Origin of the sequence: Agrobacterium sp. V1 (assembly GCF_030518355.1) — a bacterium.
Classification (GTDB): domain Bacteria; phylum Pseudomonadota; class Alphaproteobacteria; order Rhizobiales; family Rhizobiaceae; genus Agrobacterium; species Agrobacterium cucumeris.
This window is the reverse complement of the sequence record NZ_JAULSF010000002.1, coordinates 336,451-350,736: the sequence shown is the minus strand read 5'-3', so window position 1 is coordinate 350,736 and position 14,286 is coordinate 336,451. Positions and strand designations below refer to the sequence as shown.

The following is a 14,286-nucleotide window of genomic DNA, read 5'->3' as shown; positions in this document are numbered from 1 at the left end:
AGCATCGGTAAGAGAACCATCTGAGTTCCATTGGGTTGCCAAACGCTTGAACGTTTTTCGATATCCCTTAATCCGCGCATCATGACTATCATCTGTCTCGCACGCTCTACTCAGTTGCTCGTATATGGTTTTAGGGTCCGAAGATGCAGCTATTAAGGCAGCGGGCGCACCAATCGCTTGATCGCTCGATGAGAAATATTCGCTGCACCAAGCGTACGTCTTATTGTTGCGATACGTTCGCGCCACCTCAACAGAAAAGTAAGGGTTCGCGGAATAAAGAAAATGGCCCGGCATTAATTTTACTATCAATTCGCGGTGATCGCGAATTCCCCCTAAGGTTTCTTGATTTCCGTGTGCTATCCTTATGCACAACTAAGCATTGTTTCGCTACCATTTTGTTTGCCACATCGCGTAGTTGGACACATTTTCTATAACGAAAATGATTGCATGCAGAGCCAACAGTCCAACCGCGGCTTAAGCCTTAATTTCGCTCGAAATCAGCAGCGCGGCTTGAGGCAGCATTCCCAAAATTGCATTGATTTTCTTCGCTTTATCCAAATCTTCCAAAAAGTCCTTTCGATTGCCTCACGGCCATCAGCCCACTCACGAAACTTTGCTCATCCACCCCCCGTTTATTACCGGGCTTTCATTTGCCAGAAGTAACGGACTGGATTAGACGAATCCCGTGACACACCGTTGATCGGCGACTTAATTTCGCCATCACGCCCGCCTTTTTGAAAGCCCGTCCGGGAATATCTGCTTCTTCGCGAAGTTTGAGGAAAACATCATGGCCAATGCGACCACCGCCGACAACAGCCGTACGCTCGCCGCTCTCGGCGTCACGGCGGGAATGATCTTCACCGTCGGCTCCGCCCTCGGTTTCCAGCATATTGGCGGTTACACGCCCTGCGCCCTGTGCCTGTTGCAGCGCGATCCCTATTATTACGCCATTCCGCTGGGCATATTGGCCGTTGCGACCAGCGTCTTCAAACTGCCGGTTCAGATCACGCGGCTGCTTCTCGCCCTCATCGGCGTGGCGATGCTGATCGGCGCCGGGCTTGGTGTTTATCATTCCGGTGTGGAATGGGGTTTCTGGGAAGGCCCGATCACCTGCGCCACCGGCGCGCCGTCCATCACCACCAATGCCGGCGACCTGCTGGGTGATCTGAACGCCATCAAGGCGCCTTCCTGCAATGATGCGGCACTTCGGGTGCTTGGCCTTTCTTTCGCGGGCTGGAACGTCATCGCAAGCATTGCACTTGCGGCCATCGCCTTTTTTGGCGCGAGCCGGAAAAGCCGGTAAACGGGAAAGCCGCGTAGCAGTCCTGAGGATCAGGGCTGCAGCTCGGTATCCCAGTAAAGATAGTCCATCCAGCTTTCGTGCAGATAGTTGGGCGGGAACAATCGCCCATTATTGTGCAAATCCTGAACCGTCGGCTGGAATGGCTTCTGCGCCGGGAACATGCCCGCCTGTTTGGGAAGCTTGCTGCCTTTTTTAAGATTGCAGGGAGAGCACGCCGCCACGACATTGTGCCACGTGGTTTCACCGCCATGCGCGCGGGGAATAACATGGTCGAAGGTCAATTCGTCCCGCGTGCCGCAATACTGGCATTCGAACTTGTCCCGAAGGAAAACGTTGAAGCGTGTAAAGGCGGGATTGCGGGTGGGCTGCACATAGGTCTTGAGGCTGACGACGCTCGGCAGCCGCATGGAAAAGCTGGGGGATGACACCGCGTGATCATATTCTGCGATGATGTTCACACGGTCTAGAAAGACAGCCTTGATCGCGTCCTGCCAGGACCACAACGACAAGGGATAATAACTCAATGGCCTATAGTCTGCGTTCAGAACGAGCGCCGGCAGGGCCTGTGGTGAAACTGCAATCGTCAAGGGCTTCTCCTGAGCGATTCGGCATCTGCACTTGTATATTAGGTCCGTTGTTACAGGATTGTGAAGCCTATAAATGCAGCGGAGAAGAGCTTAATTTTTCAGCGGGAAAAAGGCTCTTTTATGTTCCTGACGACCGGACGGCAGCAGCCCGACGGGTCGCCGCCTGACAGCCACTGAGCTAGTGATTCGCCGCTCTCGATCACAAAATCGGCCTCACGCTTCTTACGCCATTGGTGATATGATCATCGCGACCGAGAAAGTGGCGCACACATCCCGATCGGACACCTATCTGTCGCCCCATCAGCAGGAGGAGAGCGCATGGTCTCGCGCAGGCATCATCCATCGGCAGCGTTGCGGGCGGGACTGGCAACAGGCCTGTTTGTCCTTACGATAAGTCTGGCCGCATTGGCCCAAGCGCAGCAATATCAGAATTTCGAAGTCACGCCGAATGGTCGCGGTGGTGCGCATGGTACGATCGGCGGGCGCAATTTTGAAATCGAACGCAACTATGACCGACCGCCGGCAAACCACCGCTCTTCATCAGACATGCGGCGCGACTATGGAAGCTCCGTGCCGCAACAAACATGCCTCATAGACACCAAGGGCAGAACCCGCTGCAACTGAACGCCGCTGCGCCGATTTTCCGGTCGATTTCATCCGCCGGCAACAAAATTCGATTTCACTAAAAAGCAATCTATCGACTTAAAAGGCCTGCAAGAAAGGGCCGGTATGTTCAGGCACAGATAAAACAACTGTGCAGGGGCAGAGACATGGCGAAGAAAACAGGCCGTCTGGTAAAGACTTTGGCAGTTGCCGTCGGCATGGCGGCAAGCATCGCGACGACGGCTTCGGCCGTTCAGCTTGGTGGTCTCGCCAAAAACCCGGTCACAACGCGGCCCGGCCAGTTCATGTCAACGAGCCGTCCGACCATCGCCCCCATCGCCTTCGCAAAATTCTGCGACAATGCCGCCGACCAGTGCGTCCGGATTGGCGATCGTGACACGATCGAGCTGACGAAACAGAAGCGTACGGAACTGCAGCGCATCAATTCCGAGATCAACACGGCGATCGTCTATGTCGGCGAACTGGAGGGGCAAGATGAGTGGAAGCTCAATCCGGCAAGCGGTGACTGCGATGACTACGCCGTGACCAAGCGGCAACGCCTGCTGCGGGCCGGCTGGCCATCGGGTGCGCTTCGCATCGCCACAGCCCGCACCCCGGGCGGTGTCGGCCATGCGGTTCTCGTCGTCAGCACGACCCAGGGTGATCTGGTGCTGGACAACCGCACCAACGTCGTCAAGCCGTGGAAAGCGGTGGATCTGAAATGGATCAAGATTCAGTCACACGAAAACCCGCGCGTCTGGCTGAAGCTCTAGAACGTCTCCGACAATATCCGCGCGTCCCGTCTTTTCGCGAGACCGGACGCGTGCTCGACCGATGATTTAAGCTGTCATATCTTTCAAATGTGAAAGAGGGTATCCTGTCTCCTCATATCGAAGCGTCAACGACGGGAAAAACGCCGCCAACGCGGCCCTTCAACACAGCCTTTGCGGAGATCATGGCATCCAGACGGCCCGGCCCGAGGAGGCTGTGCCACCGCCACGGTCAACGCTCTTGACCTTGTACCGGAGAGACAGTATCGGCAGCTATGCCCAAGGTGCTCAACTGGATTCGCGGTCGTAAACAGCCAGCCCCCCGCGACGACCGGAGGCGCCGCCGGTTAGACCTTGGCGACAAGCCCGCCTCCTTTCCAATCTATGCCATTGGTGACGTGCACGGTTGCCTCGACCTGCTTTTGCAGGCGGAACGGAAAATCCTCGCGGATCTGGGTCCGGACCCCGCCCCCGCCCTGGTCGTTCTGGTTGGCGACTATGTTGATCGCGGACAGGATTCCTGCGGTGTCATCGACCATCTTCTCCAGCCGCCGCCGGCGCCACTGCGCCGTATCGCGCTCTGCGGCAATCACGAGCAGCTGTTCAGCGACTTTCTGGAAAATCCGCAGGACAACATGCACTGGCTGGATTTTGGCGGCCGCCAGACGCTTTTATCCTATGGCGTCGATATCGATTATTTCATGCACAAGGGCCGTTTGCGGCTTCAGCCTTTCAGGGACGCATTGATCGGTGCGATCCCGCACACCCATCGCCAGCTTTTATCCAGTCTGCCGGTCTATGCGCGCATCGGACCCTATATTTTTGTGCATGCCGGCTTCCGGCCGGGACTACAACTGGATGCGCAGACCGATGAGGACATGTTGTGGATCAGGGAACCGTTCCTGTCGCAGGGAGCCGGGCTGGACCTGCTTGTCATTCATGGTCACACGCCGGTCCCGGAACCACAGACGGGCCCGCAGCGGATCGGTATCGACACCGGCGCCTTTACGACGGGCAGGCTAACGATCCTGAAGCTTTCAGATGTTGGCCCGCAATTGGTTGTCTGACGGCGGGTCATCGGCAAACCATGCGTCAGCGGGCCTCAAAATCTCGTTTTTCGGACTTTCGAGCAATCAGTCCCGTTTGACGTCCAGAACATTGCCAAGTGCTGCCATTTGCCGGCGTTTCCATTCAACTGCATCAGTAAACGCCCTGTCTCCCAGTTCCCGTCGCTGCTGCTGGCTGGAGGCAAGCCACAGGACCGCATTGGCGAAAGCCTGATGGTCCCCATCATCCACGACGATCACGCCGTTGCGATAATGCTCCGAAAGGCCTCTCGCGCCCGTCTGGGTGCTCACCGTTGGAACACCGGCAGCCAAAGCGTCGAGCAGTTTTATGTTGATGCCGGTGCCAAGCGTAATCGGATTGATCGACACTGGCGCGCGCGAAAAAGCATCCTTCAAACTATCGACACGACCCAGCTTGAGAACACCTTCCGTGTCTTTGATCCTGTCGCATATGCTGCCTGCCAAAACCAGCCGGATACCCGGTCGAGCGGCCCTCACCAAAGGCAGGACATTCTGAAGGAAGCCGTTAAGGGAAATGGCATTGGCATCATTGCCGGAACCGAGAAACAGAAAGTCGTCAGACGTAAAGTCTTCCACTCGTTGATTGAGATCCAGAATATGGCTGACGGTCGTAACGGTCGGCGTTTCATTTCCGAGCAGCTGCCTGAATATCCGCTCTTCTTCTTCCTGTATGGAAAGGACGACATCGGCGCGACGAAAGGCCTTGCGTTCCGCCTTAGGTGGAACCGAGAACCAGTATCCATATTTGTTGGGGGTTTTAACGAACGCTCTGTGACGATCGGCAAAGGAGTCGTGCGTATCGAGAATGCGAAGCACATCCGCCGGCAGCCCCCTGAACGCCCGGGAGTGAAATGCATATTCCACGATGACCGCATCGATCCCCAGCCGACGCTGAACATCCCGTATCTGCCGACCTATTTCCGGATAATAAAATTCATCGAGGTAATTGTAGAACCCTCTGTCGCGGCCCAGTAGTCGGTAAATCTTCCGAACCGCCCGAAACAGGGTCAATCCAACTTCAAAAGCCGGGTCTTCGGCAAGCCGCTCTTTCAAACTGTCCCGCTTTCGGGACACAAAATGCAAATGGCCGGACCCGAATTCAACTTCATGAGCGGCGGGATCAAAATCGGCTATTATCGGAGTATCGATATAAACGAAATGCACATCGTGGCCGAGCGACCGCACGGCGCGGGTGAGTTGCAATATCCTGCTGCGATTGCCGGCATTGGCAGGTACGGCGGGAATGGCTGAGACGAAAGCGACCCTCATGTCGATGTCTCAGGGCTTGCCGGAGAATACGTCAAACAGCTGGAAGTTCTTTTGCGAAAGCGCAAGAACGTCAGGCAGCCTCCTCTTCACCTTTTCACGGACGTCATCCACCCGGTCGACAAAATCGATCAAGGCCCGCTTGATGCCGTCTTCGGTGTAAAAGGCAGCCGGTGAAAGGAGATCTTCCACCGGCAGATCAAAATGCTGATACAGCCCCTCGAACTTTCCCTGATAAGCGATACATATGACCGGGACACCTTTGCCGAGTGCGGCAATTGCAAGATGCATGCGGCCACTGACCAGGCCGTCGAGTTGTCCCGCAACCCCCTTCAGAAATGGCGCAGGCCATTCCCCATCCAGATACCGAACCCTGTCGCCAAGCGCTGCCGGCATAAGGCCGGCAATGGTCCTCAGACAAGCCTGATCGCCGAAGCCCTCGCGGTAATCATGCGGGATAAGCAGCCAGCATACCAGCCTGTCATCGGCAACGGATTGCAGTGCTTCCGCCCCGCGCCTGACCATTGTCTCAATCTGTAAGTGATCGGCATTTTTGAACAGCATGGGATGCAGGTTGAAACCCATCACCCGGTATCCTTCGGCACGTTTTCGCGCGATCCATGAACTTGTGTTCTCATCAGGCTCGGATGGGACGAGGCTGAACGCGGAATCGGCAACGAGTGCTGCATTGGTCTTTGCAAAGGATTTCAGCCGACCAAGAGAAACGGCATCACGCACATTGAGCGAAACTGCCGGGTGAAGAGAGCGATAGAACATGGCCAGCGCCGGATGCGGCTTGTCATTGAAACTGAAACCAAGGATCACGCTCCTGATCCCGGCGGCGGCAGCAAGGTCTGCGCTGGCAAGAAGTTTTGCACTCATCAGCGGTTGATAATATCCGTCCATGACGTCGGCCCCGACGACCACGACGCAATCATAATTGCGTGCCGAAAATTGCTGCGTCAAAGCCCGTATGAAGTCGGCCCTGCCGAAGATATCGACAGGGGAAAAACCGCGCTCAAGAACGGGACCAATACACTCTGATCCCTCGACAAGGATGTCCACTTCGACGTGCGGATTGCTGGAACGCGCCTGTTGCAGTGTAGCGGTGATCATTGCATCATCGCCGACAGAGCCCAGCACTGTCAGGGGATCACAGGCCACGATCAAAAGTCGTTTCAACCGACCGCCGCCCCCAACGGGCCTGGCCTTACGCTTTTGTTCCTGCAGATCGTTAAAGAACTGCCGAAGCGCAATATCCCTGTTGCGCCGCTCATTATACGCCACCAGTCTGTGACGCAGCGGGGTCGGCAACAGTCTTTTTATCAGCTTGCGCATTTGCCTTCCTTTCGAGAGACGATTTTGCTCATGACAAGCATGACGACTGGCCGTGCCTGATGTCTTGCGGTCAGGGCCATGAGCAGAAGATATGCAAGGGCGAATATGAACCCGAGGAGCGTTCCCGATATGAACTCCCCAGCCCCCAGGACTTTGACTTCAGGGCGCATCCACTGCACCAGCAGAAAGCAGAAGGCGCAGGAGGCAAAGCTGGGCAGAAGCAGAAGAAATATCTTCCGAAGCTGAACCCCAAGTTCGCGTGCGACATAAAAAAACGTGAACGGCGTGGAGGTCAGCTGTCCGAAAACATAAAGAATGACCATTGCCCCGATACTGTCCGCAGGGACCAGCAGGATGAGGAGAATGGTCGAAATCGCCTTCACGCTTCCGGCAATCAACACCCTGTCCGGTCTTCCCCGTGCGGAGAGAAAAGGTCCGTTCTGAAACTGGACGCATTGCAATGCACCGAGAAGAAGAAGCGGCTGCGCAACCTCGTCCGCCCCCTGCCAGCGGGCGCCGAACAATACGCTGCATATTTCCGGCGCCAATGCTGCCGAAAGCACGAAAATGGGTGTCGAAAAAATCGCCGATATCGTGATCGACTGCTTATATAATTCCGCCATGCGCTCTCGCTCATGCGATATGCGCGAAAGGACCGTCAACGAGACATCATAAAGTGCGGCCTGAAGCAATTGCATCAGAAGCTGATAGAGGCGGCTGCCGACAGTGTAGAGTCCGAAGAGAGCCACGCCATAATGTCCGAGGATCATGACATCGATCAGACGGGTGGAGCCGAAATCGACGATGCGCAGACCCAGAGCGGATGAACCGAACCGAAGCAGCTGGATAAAAGTGTCGGGCTTCAGCGTCGTCCCGGGAAGCCAATAGGGTTTTCGCCAGAGCCAGATCAACGTGACGATGGTTGCAACATAACCCTGAACGACGAGGCTCCAGACACCCAGCCCCGCGATCGCAAACATGATCGCTGCGCCACCGCCGAGAATGTTGGAGATGAAGGTCCTGATCGCCAGCGGCTTGAAGGCAAGCACCCGCCGATAATTCAATTCCTGAAACAGGGAAGCCGTGTTTAATGGCAGCAACAGGCAAACCGCAACGATGATCGGTGCGAGCCCTTCAACCTCGAACCAGCTTTCCAGCCTCGGAGACAGCAGCCAGACCGCAACCACAAACATCGTGGCGACGGCCACCGATACGTAAAATGGCAGGTTGATGTCACTCGGCTCAAGATTGCGTTTCTGTACGATGGCGTCGGCAAATCCAAATTCGGAGACCAGCTGGATCAGCATCAGAACCAGCCCTGCCGCTGCAACCATGCCGTAGTCGGTGGGACTGAGAAAACGGGCAAGAACAATGAAAAGAACCGAGGTAAAGAGCTTTCCACCCCAGTTTTGGACGATGGACCAAAAAATGCCTCTGATAGCGGCGCTGCCTATGGAACTTGATTCCGACATCAGTTGACCACCAGTTTCAAAGCCGGCCGCGACCAAACGACCTTTGTCACGATCAGAAACGATCAGAGCTCCATATGAGAAGACGGACTTACAGGTACTGTCTTCCGATATCCGGCTTCCACGAAGAGGATCGATCTGGCGGCGGACAATCCACAGCCCGCCGGCAATCCCTTTTCCCGGGAATTCGCAAGAACCCCAGTGTGGAGGTTTCAGGCTCTCTTGAATTGCCGTTTCCAGGTTTCGATTGCCTCCACCGGCAACTTTATCGGCGGCGGCTCACTGCCGGAAATCCAGTTCGACATGCTGTCGAAATCCTTGCGGTCCATGGTCGGCAGACCGGTATCCTTGGAAATTTCCGTAGCGCGATTATCGACTTTGACGATCAGGGCGCGGCGGAATTTCTGCATCGCGCGAATACCGCCATGCAGGCGCGTCCCGATAAAATCCACGTCCTCATTGTCAAGAAAATGGTTATAGGCTGCGAGGGTCGGATCGATGAACTTCAGCCCGGAAATATTCATGGAAGCCAGATAGGCCGCATCTTCGCGCTGCTGCGGCCAGAAATAGACGGTGTCGTAGCGATCCTTCAGAATTTCAATCATCTTTTTGTCCTCCTCCTGGCGGTTAAGGTAGAAGGTCAGCGTTGTGACGACGGAAGAGGCCTTGGAAGTGGGGATGGACCTGCAGTGGTCCGGATCAAGGCCCCACATCGTCGGGCAAGAGGTGTTCAGAACCTTCTTGCCCAGGGACCTGAGTTTTTCGGCGGTATAATTGTCGCGCACCGCATGCGTGAATTCATCCGACAGAATTTTTTTCAGAATCCAGCGCGAATAAGCGTTCGGCTGTTTCATGTAATTCATCCAGCCGCAGCCAAGCAGAACAGTCTCCCGGAAGGCGAATGCATCCCACGGCAGCAACTTCCACAAGACGCGGGCTTCCATGTTCGATGCGAGAATATTGGTGCCGGCAACAAAGGCAGCCTCGCTCTTGCGCAGCAGCGATTTCGAGACGTTCGTCATATATTCATGGGTCGCCACATGATAGGGATAAGCTTGGGGAACAACCTCAAGCAGCACCTCCTTGACGGCATCGAGAATGATCTGATCGCCGAGATTGTCCGAGGCTACGGTTGTATCGAGAATGGTAATCGTCTTCATTGGAACCTCGTCCTGAAATTAAGTCGTTCTGCAATTTCATTTTCGTGAAAAAAGCGCCCTGGCCTCTTTGAGCACCCCCCGTATGTCCCCGGGCATGGCGATAAAAAGCAGAGCCGGATAGATCACCGCCCCTGCCGAGACCAGCAGGCATAGTGTTACCGGTTTGGAGAAACGTTCCCCCATCATCCAGTAAAGACCGCTAACCAGAACAGCCATGCTGAAGGCCGCGATGAGCGGCGGCATGCAGGTGCGAAGCGTGCCGCCTATCGAAATGCCGGCGCTGTTTCGGACGCTGACCAAAGCGACCGGCCACGTCAGATAAGCCCGCACGACATGGGCGAGAGTAACCGCCACCAAGCCGAAAGGCGCAGCGGCAAGACCAAGCCCACAGCCGATAACAACCTGCAAAAACGACAGGTACAGGGTTTTTCCGCCCTGCCGGATGGCGGTCAGCAACGGCCACACGAATGAATTGGCGACAAACGGCAAAGCTGTCAGACACAATAATTGCGTGACCGGTGCGGCGGCAGCCCAGTTTTCGCCGAAAGCAACGGGAACCAGAACAGGCGCCGTGGCCGCAAGACCGAGGAAACATGGGAAAGCAATGATGCCCGACAGCCGGATGAAGCCGAAATAGGCATTTTCGAGGGATTTGTTCTCGGCATTGATGCGTGCATAACTCGTCAACGCCACCGATGTCAGGGGAATGACGGCCAGCTGACTGACGAGATCGATGCACCGCCATGACAACCGGATGTACCCCACGGCCGCGGTCGAGAGAAAAGTCGCGGCGATCAGCTCCTGCAGCCGGACATTGAGACCCATCAGGAAATTTGCCGCAAAGATGCGCGACCCGAAACTCCACTGATCCGCCACATAGGCTCTGACGAAACGCGGGCGCGGGATCCAGCCGCAGGCAATCCAGTTCATAACAGTCGTCACAACACTGGCGATCAGCCTTTGCACGACCATTGCCCATACGCCCCAACCATTCAGGGCCAGAGCGATTGCGATCACTCCGGCAAGAAAATTGGACAGGAGCGCACGCATGGCAAGCTTGCGAAACGCGAACTCACGCTGCAGGCGGGCTTCATGAATGGTGCCGGCGCCCATGATGAAAAGTACGGTGGAGAGCGCCATCAAGACCGGGCTGAGTTCTGCAATTCCAAACAGGTCCGCGAGGAAAGGCGCCGCCAGTGAAAGCAAAGCGCACAGCACGGCTCCCCACAGGAGTGAAAACCAGAAGGCCGTGTCGGCATAGTCTTCGTCCAGCTCCGGTCGCTGCAGCACCGCCTCCGGCAATCCACCGCGGGCGATGACGAGGATGATATCCACGAAAACCGTTGCGATGGCGACAAGCCCAAACTCGTCCGGCGTCAGCAGGCGCGCCAGAATGAGGAAGACGACGAAAGACAGAAAGACGTTGCCATAACCGCCGACCGCACTCCACAGGGCGCTCGTGACCGAGCGCCTTTCAAGACGGGGAGCGTTTTCGTCCAACTTCAACATCTGCAAAACCCGGCAACACGGGATAGCGCCCTGCCCGCGGCTGAAAGATCAGCGCGTGGCATCCGCAGGCCCGTCATGCGGCTGCAGCCTTGCTTTTCGCCAGCACGTCTTCATAGAGTTTCACATAATTTTCGCCGACCCGCCGTGAGGTGGATTCCTCGACGATGTTTCCGAAATCGGCCTCCGTCGGCAATTGCTCGCGCGAAAGCGTCAGCACCCGGCGAATGCGCGCGGCAAGGTCAGCGGCATTGCCCGGCTCGAACAGCCAATCGTGATTGGTCTCGCCGATGAGTTCCGGGATACCGCCCGAAGCCGCGCCGATGACCGGAACGCCCATCGCATAGGCCTCATAAATCGTGCGCGGCGAGGGTTCGGCCCAGAAAGAGGGAACGATCAGAACATCGATCTCTTCGAAAAATTCCTTCGGCTTCGCCCAGCCAATGAATTCGATCGGCAGATCGCCCGCCTGCTTCGTGAAGCGCTCGATGGAATCGTCCATTGCCTGGCCAGCGACCAGACAGCGCCAGTTGCCATGGCCGATTTCCCTGAAAGCGTCGACCATGTTGCCAACGCCTTTTTCCGTATTGATGCGGCCGATATAACCGAAGGTCAGCGGCTTGCCGCTCCGCTCGATCTGCCGGCGGGCGACCGGATCGCCCTCCGGAACCGTGCAGGAATAGAAGATGACACGGCGCAGGCTTTCCGGAATATGGTGGAAAAGTCCGTGATTGACATGCGTCTTGAGGATTTCCGTACCAACGCTTGCGACCGCACCAATATAACGCTGCGTGAATTTCTTGGTGAAATTCACCACCTGACAGCCCAGATGGATATGCGCGCAGGGCTTGCCGCCCTTGAACATGGCGGCATTGCCGCACAGCAGATCATATTCGCAAATCGTATGGACGATCGGAATGCCGCGCTTATGCGCCGCCCGCCAGACCAGCGTCGTCACATCCAGCAGCGAATGGGTGTTGAGAACATCTGGCCTGAAATCATCAAGAACGGCTTCAAACTGCTTCTCGACGTTGAAATTCCACTGCTGCCTGATCTTCTGCATACGCCGTTGCTGCGGCGTATGTTGAGGCCAGTCCTCAAGCCAGAAATCGTTATTGTGGAACATGCGGTAAACGCTGACGCCGTTGCGCACCGTTTTGGGCTCCGCCTGCCGTTCAATGCAGGCGGCGCCGACGGTATGCCCCATGGAGACGAGTTCCTCGGCAAGGTGCTCGACCGACCGTTCGCATCCGCCGACAATATGCGGCGGGTAAAGACTGCTCAAATGGAGAATTCGCATGCGGATACGCTCTATTTTCCTTAATCGAAAATTTATGACTTCCGCTCTGGCCTTGCCACGCTCCCGAATTGCCCGGAGCCAATGAGACATTTGTAAAAAACTACAAAAGCCGGAGTGGAACTAACATTTGAAAATATGAATAACCAAAAATTCACTTTCAAAAAGCACGGGAATTGACGGCATTTCAAGTGATTTTTTTCGCGGCGCGACAAAAGTCATCCCGTGTTGCGAAAAGAACCGGCCCCGTGCTACGTTATCTGCATACGAAATACCCCGACCAACGCGGTACTTTACACCGGGTGGAAGGGTGACTGCCTTATGTTTTATTATTTTTGGAAACATGGATTTGATGGCGTCTGAAAACGCCGCGAAGCTTTCAGGACATGCTGGCCGCAGCATAGTGAGAAACGCCTGCATTTAATCGGCGCCCTCCCGGCCATGCCTCGCTTTGCACTGTCGCCATGATTATCAGGAGACGCAGATGAACGGAAAACAGCCGATCACCATGGGCCGCCTAACACGGCGCAGCCTGCTCTCGGCAACACCTTTCGCATTGGCCGCCGCCACCGGCCGCTATCTCGCCTTCGCACAGACCCCGTCCGTTTTTTCCGCCGATACGGAAGCGTTTCTCGACAGTGTGGGCGTGTGCGGCCATTTCGCTCGCACGACGGGCATCTATCCGGAAGCCTTCGAGCGCATCCTGCCTGAACTAGAGACGCTGGGCGTGCGCCATCTGCGCGATGAGGGACTGATCACCGCAAGAGACAGCCGTAACAGCCCCGCCTTTCAACGCCTGCGCCAGATCGTGGCGGCCGGCCTTCGCCTTACCATCATCTGTTATGATGATCTCAATCCCTATGTTTCCACGCCGCTCGACAGGATCGCTGACTTCTACGACTGGTGTGACGGCGGCATCGCCCTCTTTGAGGGCAGCAATGAACCGGTGCTGACGAAGGATCCCGCGAACGCGCCAGGCATTTCGGCACGGCATCAGACGGCGCTGCACAAGATCATCCACTCGACACCCGATCTCAGCGGCGTTCCGCTTGCCGCGCCAAGCTATGTCCTGACGAACAGGGAGCTGGCGCTGGATCTGCAGGCGGTCTGCGATTACGGCAACATTCACCCCTATGCCGGGATGGAGCATCCCGAAACGACCGGGCCGGGAGCGCTTTCCAAGTCGCTTGCCGCCTCGGCGCATATCGCGCCCGACCGCCCGGTGCTCGCCACGGAAATCGGCTACCATACGTCATTGCAGCCGAAGACCTTCCATTTCCCCGTTACCGAGGGGATCAAGGCGCGTTACATGCCCCGCGCGCTTTTGTGGTGTTTCCTCAACGGCATCCGCCGGACCTATATCTATGAAATGGTTTCGAGCTTCGCGCAGGACGAGACAAACCCGGAATCATCATTCGGCCTGCTACGCCATGATCTCAGCCGCACGTCCGCTTATGAGGCTGTGCGCGCTCTTCTGTTGCTCTGCAAGACGGCGCGGCAAACCGTCCCGGTGGAAAGGCGCCTCGATTTTATCCAAAGCGATGCCGAAAGGGTGACGCTGCGGCTGGCAAGAGCCGACGGCGCGCTGCTTGCACCCGTGTGGCTCGGCATCCGGGGATGGCAATGGCCGGCCCGGATCGAAAATCCGCCCGCCGAACGGTTGGCAACCTTTTCGGTAACCGGGCCTCATAATCAGGTCATCGCCCACCGCTTCAACGACGACGGATCCGTGACCCAGCGGGTGATCACGCAGCAAGGCGGGCAATACCAGCTTTCCGTCAGCGACCAGCTCACCGTTCTGGAGGTTTTCTGAGGGTCGGCCGGCGAAATTTCGCAGTCGCGAAATTTTATATATCGTGCCAACCTTATGCGTGATAGCCTGCTTTGATAAATGACTTT

Annotated in this window: 13 protein-coding genes; 5 read left to right on the top strand and 8 right to left on the bottom strand. The window is 56.4% G+C overall.

Annotated elements, in window-relative coordinates; all coding sequences use genetic code 11:
• The first annotated feature begins 787 nt into the window (after positions 1-787).
• Entirely contained in the window at positions 788-1,303 is a 516-nt protein-coding gene (locus QSV77_RS15790; protein WP_302734203.1) for a disulfide bond formation protein B, read from the top strand.
• A gap of 29 nt (positions 1,304-1,332) precedes the next feature.
• Here the strand turns inward: QSV77_RS15790 and QSV77_RS15785 are convergent, their stop codons facing one another.
• Positions 1,333-1,890: an HNH endonuclease gene (locus QSV77_RS15785; RefSeq protein WP_003585610.1), complete on the bottom strand. Its 558-nt coding sequence runs from the start codon at positions 1,888-1,890 to the stop codon at positions 1,333-1,335.
• A gap of 318 nt (positions 1,891-2,208) precedes the next feature.
• Between QSV77_RS15785 and QSV77_RS15780 the strand changes: the two genes are divergently transcribed.
• The 3 genes from QSV77_RS15780 (at position 2,209) to QSV77_RS15770 (ending at position 4,330) form a co-directional block, all read left to right on the top strand.
• Entirely contained in the window at positions 2,209-2,514 is a 306-nt protein-coding gene (locus QSV77_RS15780) for a hypothetical protein (RefSeq protein ID WP_302734201.1), read from the top strand.
• A 146-nt stretch (positions 2,515-2,660) separates the two neighbouring features.
• On the top strand, positions 2,661-3,266 hold the full coding sequence (locus tag QSV77_RS15775) for a transglutaminase-like cysteine peptidase (protein ID WP_269699132.1): 606 nt from the start codon (positions 2,661-2,663) through the stop codon (positions 3,264-3,266).
• A 272-nt stretch (positions 3,267-3,538) separates the two neighbouring features.
• Positions 3,539-4,330, top strand: a complete 792-nt coding sequence (locus QSV77_RS15770; RefSeq protein WP_269699131.1) for a metallophosphoesterase family protein — start codon at positions 3,539-3,541, stop codon at positions 4,328-4,330.
• A gap of 66 nt (positions 4,331-4,396) precedes the next feature.
• Here QSV77_RS15770 and QSV77_RS15765 read toward each other — a convergent pair whose 3' ends face one another.
• The 7 genes from QSV77_RS15765 to QSV77_RS15735 all read right to left on the bottom strand — a co-directional run bounded on the left by QSV77_RS15765 (position 4,397) and on the right by QSV77_RS15735 (position 12,807).
• The gene (locus QSV77_RS15765; RefSeq protein WP_302734200.1) at positions 4,397-5,620 is read right to left on the bottom strand and encodes a glycosyltransferase family 4 protein; all 1,224 of its coding nucleotides are present in this window, start codon (positions 5,618-5,620) and stop codon (positions 4,397-4,399) included.
• 9 nt (positions 5,621-5,629) lie between these two features.
• Complete coding sequence (locus tag QSV77_RS15760) at positions 5,630-6,955, bottom strand: polysaccharide pyruvyl transferase family protein (RefSeq protein WP_368045859.1); 1,326 nt, start codon at positions 6,953-6,955, stop codon at positions 5,630-5,632.
• Positions 6,943-8,427 carry a lipopolysaccharide biosynthesis protein gene (locus QSV77_RS15755; protein ID WP_302734198.1) on the bottom strand — a complete coding sequence of 495 codons (1,485 nt, stop codon included), beginning with the start codon at positions 8,425-8,427 and terminating at the stop codon, positions 6,943-6,945. Before QSV77_RS15755 ends, QSV77_RS15760 begins: the two co-directional genes overlap by 13 nt.
• A gap of 209 nt (positions 8,428-8,636) precedes the next feature.
• Positions 8,637-9,584, bottom strand: coding sequence for a polysaccharide pyruvyl transferase family protein (locus QSV77_RS15750; protein ID WP_302734197.1), 948 nt, complete (start codon positions 9,582-9,584; stop codon positions 8,637-8,639).
• 36 nt (positions 9,585-9,620) lie between these two features.
• Positions 9,621-11,093 (bottom strand): lipopolysaccharide biosynthesis protein, encoded by a 1,473-nt coding sequence (locus tag QSV77_RS15745; RefSeq protein WP_302734196.1) that lies wholly within the window; start codon positions 11,091-11,093, stop codon positions 9,621-9,623.
• 73 nt (positions 11,094-11,166) lie between these two features.
• Positions 11,167-12,390 (bottom strand): glycosyltransferase family 4 protein, encoded by a 1,224-nt coding sequence (locus QSV77_RS15740; protein ID WP_302734195.1) that lies wholly within the window; start codon positions 12,388-12,390, stop codon positions 11,167-11,169.
• Positions 12,391-12,510: 120 nt separating this feature from the next.
• Positions 12,511-12,807 (bottom strand): hypothetical protein, encoded by a 297-nt coding sequence (locus tag QSV77_RS15735; RefSeq protein WP_302734194.1) that lies wholly within the window; start codon positions 12,805-12,807, stop codon positions 12,511-12,513.
• Between the two features lie 64 nt (positions 12,808-12,871).
• Here QSV77_RS15735 and QSV77_RS15730 point away from each other — a divergent pair, with 64 nt between their 5' ends.
• A complete protein-coding gene (locus QSV77_RS15730; protein ID WP_302734193.1) occupies positions 12,872-14,200 on the top strand; it encodes a hypothetical protein in 1,329 nt (442 codons plus the stop codon).
• Positions 14,201-14,286: the final 86 nt, after the last annotated feature.

Coding starts and splice junctions, on each gene's coding strand:
- QSV77_RS15790 (WP_302734203.1), top strand. CDS start 788: ATGGCCAATGCGACCACCGCCGACAACAGCCGTACGCTCGCCGCTCTC.
- QSV77_RS15735 (WP_302734194.1), bottom strand. CDS start 12,807: ATGCAGGCGTTTCTCACTATGCTGCGGCCAGCATGTCCTGAAAGCTTC.
- QSV77_RS15775 (WP_269699132.1), top strand. CDS start 2,661: ATGGCGAAGAAAACAGGCCGTCTGGTAAAGACTTTGGCAGTTGCCGTC.
- QSV77_RS15750 (WP_302734197.1), bottom strand. CDS start 9,584: ATGAAGACGATTACCATTCTCGATACAACCGTAGCCTCGGACAATCTC.
- QSV77_RS15740 (WP_302734195.1), bottom strand. CDS start 12,390: ATGCGAATTCTCCATTTGAGCAGTCTTTACCCGCCGCATATTGTCGGC.
- QSV77_RS15755 (WP_302734198.1), bottom strand. CDS start 8,427: ATGTCGGAATCAAGTTCCATAGGCAGCGCCGCTATCAGAGGCATTTTT.
- QSV77_RS15760 (WP_368045859.1), bottom strand. CDS start 6,955: ATGCGCAAGCTGATAAAAAGACTGTTGCCGACCCCGCTGCGTCACAGA.
- QSV77_RS15745 (WP_302734196.1), bottom strand. CDS start 11,093: ATGTTGAAGTTGGACGAAAACGCTCCCCGTCTTGAAAGGCGCTCGGTC.
- QSV77_RS15765 (WP_302734200.1), bottom strand. CDS start 5,620: ATGAGGGTCGCTTTCGTCTCAGCCATTCCCGCCGTACCTGCCAATGCC.
- QSV77_RS15730 (WP_302734193.1), top strand. CDS start 12,872: ATGAACGGAAAACAGCCGATCACCATGGGCCGCCTAACACGGCGCAGC.
- QSV77_RS15780 (WP_302734201.1), top strand. CDS start 2,209: ATGGTCTCGCGCAGGCATCATCCATCGGCAGCGTTGCGGGCGGGACTG.
- QSV77_RS15770 (WP_269699131.1), top strand. CDS start 3,539: ATGCCCAAGGTGCTCAACTGGATTCGCGGTCGTAAACAGCCAGCCCCC.